We start from the raw sequence: 7,213 nt of genomic DNA on the forward strand, positions 1-7,213 counted from the left end.
CCGCGCGCGCCGGCCCCGGCCCGACGAGGCGGCCGAACCGCGCGACCAGAGCCGCGCCGCCTCCGAAGCGTTGCGCCAGCTGGTCCACGAGCTGCGCACACCGACCAACGCGATCGCCGGCTTTGCCGAACTGATCGAGACGCAACTGCTCGGCCCGGTCGCGCTGCCCTATCGCCAGCAGGCGGCGGCGATCCGCAGCCATACCTTGGCGCTGATCGGGGCGATCGACGATCTCGACACGGCGGCGCGGATCGCTGGTCATGCGCTGGAGCTGCGGCCGGCCAGCGTCGCGGTCGAGCCGCTGGTCGCTCGCGTCCTCGCCGACCTGGCCCCGCTTGCTCGACTCCGCGGAGCCGGCATCGCCTTCAGCCCCGGCGATGATCATCACGCGCAGGTCGACGACCGCGCCGCCGAGCGGCTGATCGGGCGGTTGCTGGCGGCGCTGGTCGCGGCGGCGGGGCAGGGCGAACGGCTGCGGCTCAAGGTCAAGACCAAGCCGGCCGCGACCATCGCGATCCAGATCGACCGGCCGGTGGCGCTCGCCGCGATCGGCGACGAGGCGCTGTTCGCGATCGATGCCCCGTCCGACGTCGGCGCGGAGCCGATCGAGGGCGCACCGTTGCTCGGCACCGGGTTTGCGCTGCGGCTGGCGCGCAATCTGGCGGTGGAGCTGGGCGGCAGCCTGACGATCGGTGCCGATCGCTTGACATTGCGGCTCCCCGCCGCCTTGAATCAGGAGGTGGGGCAGGCGGCGCAGTAGATGAGGTATCGCGTGCCGCCGCCTGGCGCGGACAGCCTCGTCGCGTGGCCGGCCAATTTCGGCATGCGGTTCACGATCTTCTGCGATGTCGAGGAGGAGTTCGACTGGAGCCGCCCGCTCGATCGCGCCAACCGATCGACCCGCGCGCTAGCCGCGCTGCCCGAGGCGCATCGCCGCTTTGCCGAGCGCGGTGCCGGGCTGACCTGCATGGTCGACCACCCGGTCGCGGTCGATCCCGCGGCGGTGGAGGCGCTGGGGCGGGTCGCCGCCGATCCGCGCTCGGCGATCGGGGCGCAGCTTCACCCCTGGGTAACGCCGCCGTTCGATGAGGTGGTGACGCCAGCGAACAGCTATGCCGGCAACCTGCCGTGCGCACTGGAGGCGGCGAAGATCGATGCGCTGACGGAGGCGCTGACCGCGGCGTTCGGGGCGAGGCCGCTCGCCTATCGCGCCGGCCGCTACGGTATCGGCGCGGACACGATCGCGCTGCTCGCCGAGCGAGGCTATCGGCTCGATACCTCGGTGAGGGCCGGCTATGACTATCGCGCCGACGGCGGCCCCAATTTCGGCGGCATCGGCAATGCGGCATACCGCGTCGGCGGACTGGTCGAGTTGCCCTTCTCCACCGTCTTCAGCGGTTCGCTTCGCCGCCGGGGTGCAGCACTGCATCGCATCGCCGCGCGCCTGCCGCATGGGCCGGGCGTCCTTGCTCGCACCGGCCTGCTCAACCGCGTGTCGCTGACGCCTGAGGACATGCCGATCGCCGAGGCGCTGACCGCGGTGAGCGTCGCCGTCGAGGAGGGGCAGCGGCTGCTCGCCTTCTCGTTCCACTCGCCCTCATTGGTGCCGGGCAACACGCCCTATGTCCGGGACGCCACCGATCTCGCCGCGTTCCATCGCTGGTGGGACGCGATGCTGGGGCGGCTGGCGCAGCTCGGCGTCGACCATGCCTCTTTGACGGAGATCCTCGCTGCCGCCGATCAACCGCCGGGGTGATAGACGCGCTCGACATGCCCCTTCAGCTCGTCGGGATAGAAATAGACCGGCCGTAGCTGGCCGCCGGCATAGTGCGCCGCCTGATCGCCGAAGTGGGGCGAGGCGGGGTCGCCGCTCTCACCGCCCGCCGTCACCGCGCGGGCGACCACGCGCGGGCCGCCGAACTCAACGGCGGCGACGAAGCTGTTGCCGCTGGTGCCATAGAGGCGCTTGGTCCCCGGCTGACGCGGTGCGCCGAACGAGGCGAGGCTACCCCATTGCGACGAGGTGAAGGGCACCGGTATGCTGGGCTTGGCATCGTCGAAGCGCTGCGCGATCGCGTCGTCCACGCGCTGGAAACGGTTGATCCGGCCCCAGGGCGTGCGCCAGTCGCCGAAATCCTCCGTCAGCCGGTCGACCGCCGTCTGCAACGCCGTCAGCCGCGCCTCGCTCGCGCCCGGCGCGGCCATGGCGTCGTAATGGGCGAGCCCCGGCGATGCGACCGGAGTAAGCTTCCACAGCGCCTCGCCCCAGAACACCGCCAGCGACGTGGCGGCTGACTCCGCGCTCCAGCGCTGGTCCCAGCCGCGCAGCAGCGCCACCGGTGCCGCCAGCTTCGCTCTTCGCGGATCGGTGGCCGGCAAGGCGTCGTAGCTTGCGAACAGCGACGGCAGCACCCGCGCGAAAGCGGGCAGATAGCTGTCATAGGCCGCGCCGATCAGTCCCGGCAGGGTGAAGTCGCGTCGGCCCGTGAGCAACAGGTCGGCATGGAGCCCGCGCGGGTTCTCGCCCGCCTGATCCAGATAGCGCGGATAGGCGGTGGCGGCCGGGCTGTCCGGCCCCGACACCGACCACGGCCAATCATTGGTGTTGCGGATCCAGCCGACCTTGGGGTTCACGACCTGCGGCAATTGGTCGAGCGTGTGGAGGCCATGCCAGTCGGTGGCCGGATCGCTGCCGTCGACCGGCTTGGTATAGTCGAAGCGGTTGTCGCGCACCGGCAGGAACTGCGGCATCAGGAAGGCGATGGTGCCGCGATCGTCGGCGAACACGGTATCGTTGGAGGAGTTCGCCTTCAGCTCGGCGACCTTCCGGAACGCGGCGAAGTCGGCGGCCTTGGTGCGCAGGAACGACTGTTGCAGCGCCTCGACCGGGCGGTTCATCAGCGCCAGCGCCAGCCACTTGCCGCCTTCCTCGCGCACGATCGGGCCGTGATGGGTGGCATAGATGGTGAAGCGCCGCTCGCTCAGCCGGCCGTCGCTGCCGCGCACCGCGATCGTCACCGTCTTGATCGCGACCGGCCGCAGTTCCTTGCCGTAGCGATAGAACAGGCGATCGCCCTGCCTGACGATGTCCTCCGCGAACTCGTCGACATTGTCGACGCCGCTCGACGTGTGCATCCAGCCGGCATGGCGGTTCCATCCCTGGTAGATGAAGAACTGCCCCCAGGTCGCCGCGCCATAGACGTCTAGTCCGGCATCGCTCGTCACCTGCTGCTCGGAGCGGAAGAAGAAGCTGGTATGCGGGTTGATCAGCAGCAGCGCGTGGCCGCCGACGGTGTTGGCGGGCGCGATGGCGATGCCGTTCGATCCCTTGGGCTCACGATAGATCGCGCCGCGCTCATCCTCGTTCAGCGCCACCGCGCGCTTGCCGTAGAACGCCTCCAGCCGTGCCAGCGACGCGCGCTCGATGTCGCCGCCGATGCTGCCTTCGCTGAACGACAGCGCCATCCATGGCTCGAAGCGGGTCAGCACCTTGGGATGCACCTTCGGGTGAGTGGCGAGGTAATAGTTCAGGCCGTCCGCCCAAGCGGTCATCAGCGCCTGGAGCCAATTGGGACTGCGGGCATATTGCGCCTGCAGCTCGACGGGATTGACGAACAGCCGCTGGCGCAGATCCTGCCAGACCAAGGCGTCGCCCTCCGCCTCGGCACGGCGGCCGAGCGCGGTCAGGTAGTTGACCTCGATCCGGTTGAAGTCGTCCTCCGCCTGGGCATAGATCATCCCGAACACCGCGTCGGCATCGCCATGGCCGTGGACGTGGGCGATGCCCCAGTCGTCGCGGGTGATCGTCACGCCCCGCGCTTGCGCGTCCCAGCGGGCGTGCTCGGGCGTTGCCGCAAGCGCTGGCACCGGCAGAAGCATCGCCAGCCATGCCGTCCACCCGATCTTCATCTCTCGATCCTCTCGCTTGGCCAATGTCATGTGTGGTTCACGCTGGGGTCAGGGGCAAGCCTGTCATGGCGTCGCCATGATCGCGCGTGCCCCCGCTTCGCCCCAAGCCACCCTTGCGGCCACGAGGCCCCGCCCCTAGGCGCGGCACGCGATGGCCTTGACCTACCAGCAGCGTTGGGGCGAGCTGTCGCCCGGTCAGTCGCGCCGCCGCAGCGGCGCGATGCTGCTCGCCATCATCGTTCACATCCTCATCATCCTGCTGCTGCTGCGCCTTGCGCCGCTGCCGGAGGATCATGAGCGCAGCGGCTCGTCGCTCAAGACGTTCCAGGTTGCCGCGCAGCACGCCGCCACCGCCGCCAAACACGCCAAGACCGCGCCCAAGCAGGCCGCCCATGCGCCGGCACCCTCCCGGCCCAAGCCGCCGGTGCAGATCGCCTCGCACAGCGCCGCCACTACCAGTACCGACGCGGCGGCGATCTGGGCGCTGGGCAAGGGCATGTACAAGGGCTCCGACATCGCCGCGATCCCGTCCGCCAAGCAGGGCGAGGCGACCGAATTGGCCGATGCCGGCGGCGGCGGCGGCGGCGAGGGCAACAGCAAGTCGGTGGGCGCGGGTCCCGGCGGCCGGCTGATGTATAATGCCGAATGGTACACCGAACCGCGCGACGCCGAGATGCGGACCTATCTGCCGCGCACCATCGTCCCGTCGAGCTGGGCGACGATCGCCTGCCAGACCGCGCCGCAATATCATGTCGAGAACTGCCGCGAGCTGGACGAATCGCCGCCGGGGGCGGGGCTGACCCGCGCCCTGCGTCAGGCGGCGTGGCAGTTCAGGGTGAGGCCGCCGCGAGTGAACGGCAAGCCGATGATCGGGGCCTGGGTGCGCATCCGCTTCGACTTCAACGAGGATGGCGACGTTCGGGTGCGCCGCTAGGGCGATGGCCGCCGCTCGCGGCCGATGCTCAGCGCGGTGGCCAGCGACACCAGGCAGATCGCGGTGGCGTACCAGGCGAAGCCGCCTTCATGGCCATGCTGCTTGAACGACAGCGCCACTGCCTCCGCCGTGCCGCCGAACAGCGCGTTGCCGATGCCATAGGCCAAGCCGACGCCGAGCGCGCGGACGTGGAGCGGGAACAGCTCGGCTTTGAACAGGCCGCTGACCGAGGTGTAGAGACTGTTCACTGCCAGCCCGGCGAGCACCAGCAGGAAGGCGGCGAGCGGACTGCGCACCTCGCTCAGCCAGCCGAGCAGCGGCACCGTCGTGACGCTCGCCAGCGCGGCAAAGGCGACGAGGTTGGCGCGCCGGCCGATGCGGTCCGACAAGGCCCCGAACAGCGGCTGCATCAGCATGAACGGGATCAACACCGCGGTCATGATCGCGTCCGCGGTCCCTGGCGACAGGTGGGCGGTGTTGACCAGATATTTCTGCATATAGGTTGAGTAGATATAGAAGATCAGCGACCCGCCCGCGGTCAGCCCCAGCACGGTTCCGAACGAGCGCCAGTGCGGCAGCAGGCCGGCGAGGCTGCCGCTGTCGCCGCGCGGTGCCGTCGCGCCTGCGCTCTCATGGATGGTGCCGCGCAGCAGCAGCATCGCCAGCGCCGCGGCGGCTCCCATCGCGAACGCGATGCGCCAGCCGATCGTCGCCATCGCCCCCGCCGGCAACGCCAGCTGGAGAAGCTGCAGCACGATTACCGCCAGCAACTGCCCGCCGATCAGCGTGACATACTGGAACGAGGCGTAGAAGCCGCGCCGGGCCGGCGGCGCAATCTCGCTCAAATAGGTGGCGGCGGTGCCATATTGCCCGCCGGTGGAGAAGCCCTGCACCATGCGCGCGACCAGCAGCAGCGCCGGCGCGGCGACGCCGATACTGGCATAGGTGGGCAGGGCCGCGATGAACGCCGAGCCCAGCCCCATCATCGCGATCGACGCCAGCATCGCCCCGCGCCGGCCATGCCGGTCCGCCCGCCGCCCGAAATACCATGAGCCGAGCGGGCGCATGAAGAAGCCGATGGCGAAGATGCTCGACGTGCCGAGCAGCTGCGCGGTGCGGTCGCCGCCGGGGAAGAACGCGCCGGCGAGGGTCAGGCTGGCGAACGCATAGATATAGACGTCGTACCATTCGATCAGGTTGCCGAGCGACCCGGCGAGGATCGCCTTCAGCCGCGCACGATCGCTGAGCGCGGCCGGCTGGAGCAGCGGATCGGTGGCGCTCAGGCGGCGGCCGATCGCGCGCGACGCGCGGCCGCTTCGTCGAGGTGTCGCTCAAGTTCCTCCGCCCGGTGAGCAGCGGTGTGTGCGGCGAGCACCCGCACCCGCGCCACCGTGCCGACTGCCGCGGCATCGGCACCGGTCAGCGTGGCGATCACGTCGGAGGCGGTGTCGGCCAGCACGATCTCGCGGCCGGGAGCGAACAGGCTGTCCAGCCCCGGCCACCGGTCGGAGATGATCGGTGTCGCACACGCCGCCGCCTCGAACAGCCGGACCGAGGGCGACCAGCCGGCGGCGATCATGTCCGCCCGCGTGACGTTGAGGGTAAAGCGCGAGGCCGAGTAGAAAGCGGCATGGTCGGCTGGGGGCAGGTGCTCGATCCGCTCGACGTTCGCGGGCCAGTCGATGCCGGCCGGGTATTGCGGCCCGGCGACGACGAAGCGCCGCTCGGGGCAGGCGCGTGCCGGCTCGATCAGCAGCCGCTCCAGCGTCGGCTGGCGATCGTCGCTATAGGTGCCGAGATAGCTCAGGTCACACCGCTGCGTCACCGCCAGGGGACGATAGGCCGCCTCGTCGACCGAGCAATACAGCGCCCGCGCCGCCGGCGAGCCATAGCGTCGCTCGATCGTATCAAGCGTCGGGCCGCCGGTGAACGACAGGTACACCGCATAGCCGGGGATCAGCGCGGGCGAGACATATTCGACATCGCCGCGGGCTAGCCGTGCCAGCGTCACCGGCGTGTCAATGTCGTAGAAAGCGGTCGCTCCATGCGCGGTAGCCTGCACGAACGCGCCGACCGTCACGCCGTCCGGAACATAGGAGCCGACGATCACCGCATCCGCCGCGGCGATCGCCGCCGCCCAGCGCCGCTTCAGGTCGGCGACGCTGTCATAAAAGGCGAGCGTGCAATAATCGGGCGCGGTCTCATCGCGATGGTCCGCGTACCAGGGCATTTCGCGTTCGAGGAACAGAATCTCGTGCCCGCGCGTGGCAAACGCCCGCAGCAGCGCACGGTAGGTCGTGGCGTGGCCGTTGCCCCAGGAAGAGGACAGCGACAGGCCGAGGACGACGAGCTTCATGCCGCCACGCGCGC

The 7,213-nt window shown here is 69.9% G+C and carries 6 protein-coding genes; 3 read left to right on the plus strand and 3 right to left on the minus strand.

The annotated features are described in order from the left end of the window. Both HUU96_RS08570 and HUU96_RS08575 read left to right on the plus strand, forming a co-directional pair. The coding region (locus HUU96_RS08570) for a HAMP domain-containing histidine kinase (RefSeq protein ID WP_174292414.1) at positions 1-760 on the plus strand (760 nt) is incomplete at its 5' end. Continuing rightward, positions 761-1,756 (plus strand): polysaccharide deacetylase family protein, encoded by a 996-nt coding sequence (locus HUU96_RS08575; RefSeq protein ID WP_174292415.1) that lies wholly within the window; start codon positions 761-763, stop codon positions 1,754-1,756. On the opposite strand, the gene HUU96_RS08580 is transcribed toward HUU96_RS08575, so the two are convergent. After that, positions 1,741-3,909 carry a penicillin acylase family protein gene (locus HUU96_RS08580; protein ID WP_174292416.1) on the minus strand — a complete coding sequence of 723 codons (2,169 nt, stop codon included), beginning with the start codon at positions 3,907-3,909 and terminating at the stop codon, positions 1,741-1,743. The two genes, HUU96_RS08575 and HUU96_RS08580, sit on opposite strands and share 16 nt — an antisense overlap. 151 nt (positions 3,910-4,060) lie before the next feature. On the opposite strand from HUU96_RS08580, the gene HUU96_RS08585 reads away from it, so the two are divergent. Next, on the plus strand, positions 4,061-4,843 hold the full coding sequence (locus HUU96_RS08585; RefSeq protein WP_254605140.1) for a hypothetical protein: 783 nt from the start codon (positions 4,061-4,063) through the stop codon (positions 4,841-4,843). Here HUU96_RS08585 and HUU96_RS08590 read toward each other — a convergent pair. Then, positions 4,840-6,126: an MFS transporter gene (locus tag HUU96_RS08590; RefSeq protein WP_174292419.1), complete on the minus strand. Its 1,287-nt coding sequence runs from the start codon at positions 6,124-6,126 to the stop codon at positions 4,840-4,842. The two genes, HUU96_RS08585 and HUU96_RS08590, sit on opposite strands and share 4 nt — an antisense overlap. Then, a partial coding sequence (locus tag HUU96_RS08595; protein ID WP_254605141.1) for a CgeB family protein occupies positions 6,123-7,213 on the minus strand: 1,091 nt, incomplete at its 5' end. The genes HUU96_RS08590 and HUU96_RS08595, both read right to left, overlap by 4 nt.

It is taken from the genome of Sphingomonas bacterium (genome assembly GCF_903644135.1).
In the GTDB taxonomy this organism is placed as follows: Bacteria; Pseudomonadota; Alphaproteobacteria; order Sphingomonadales; family Sphingomonadaceae; genus Sphingomonas.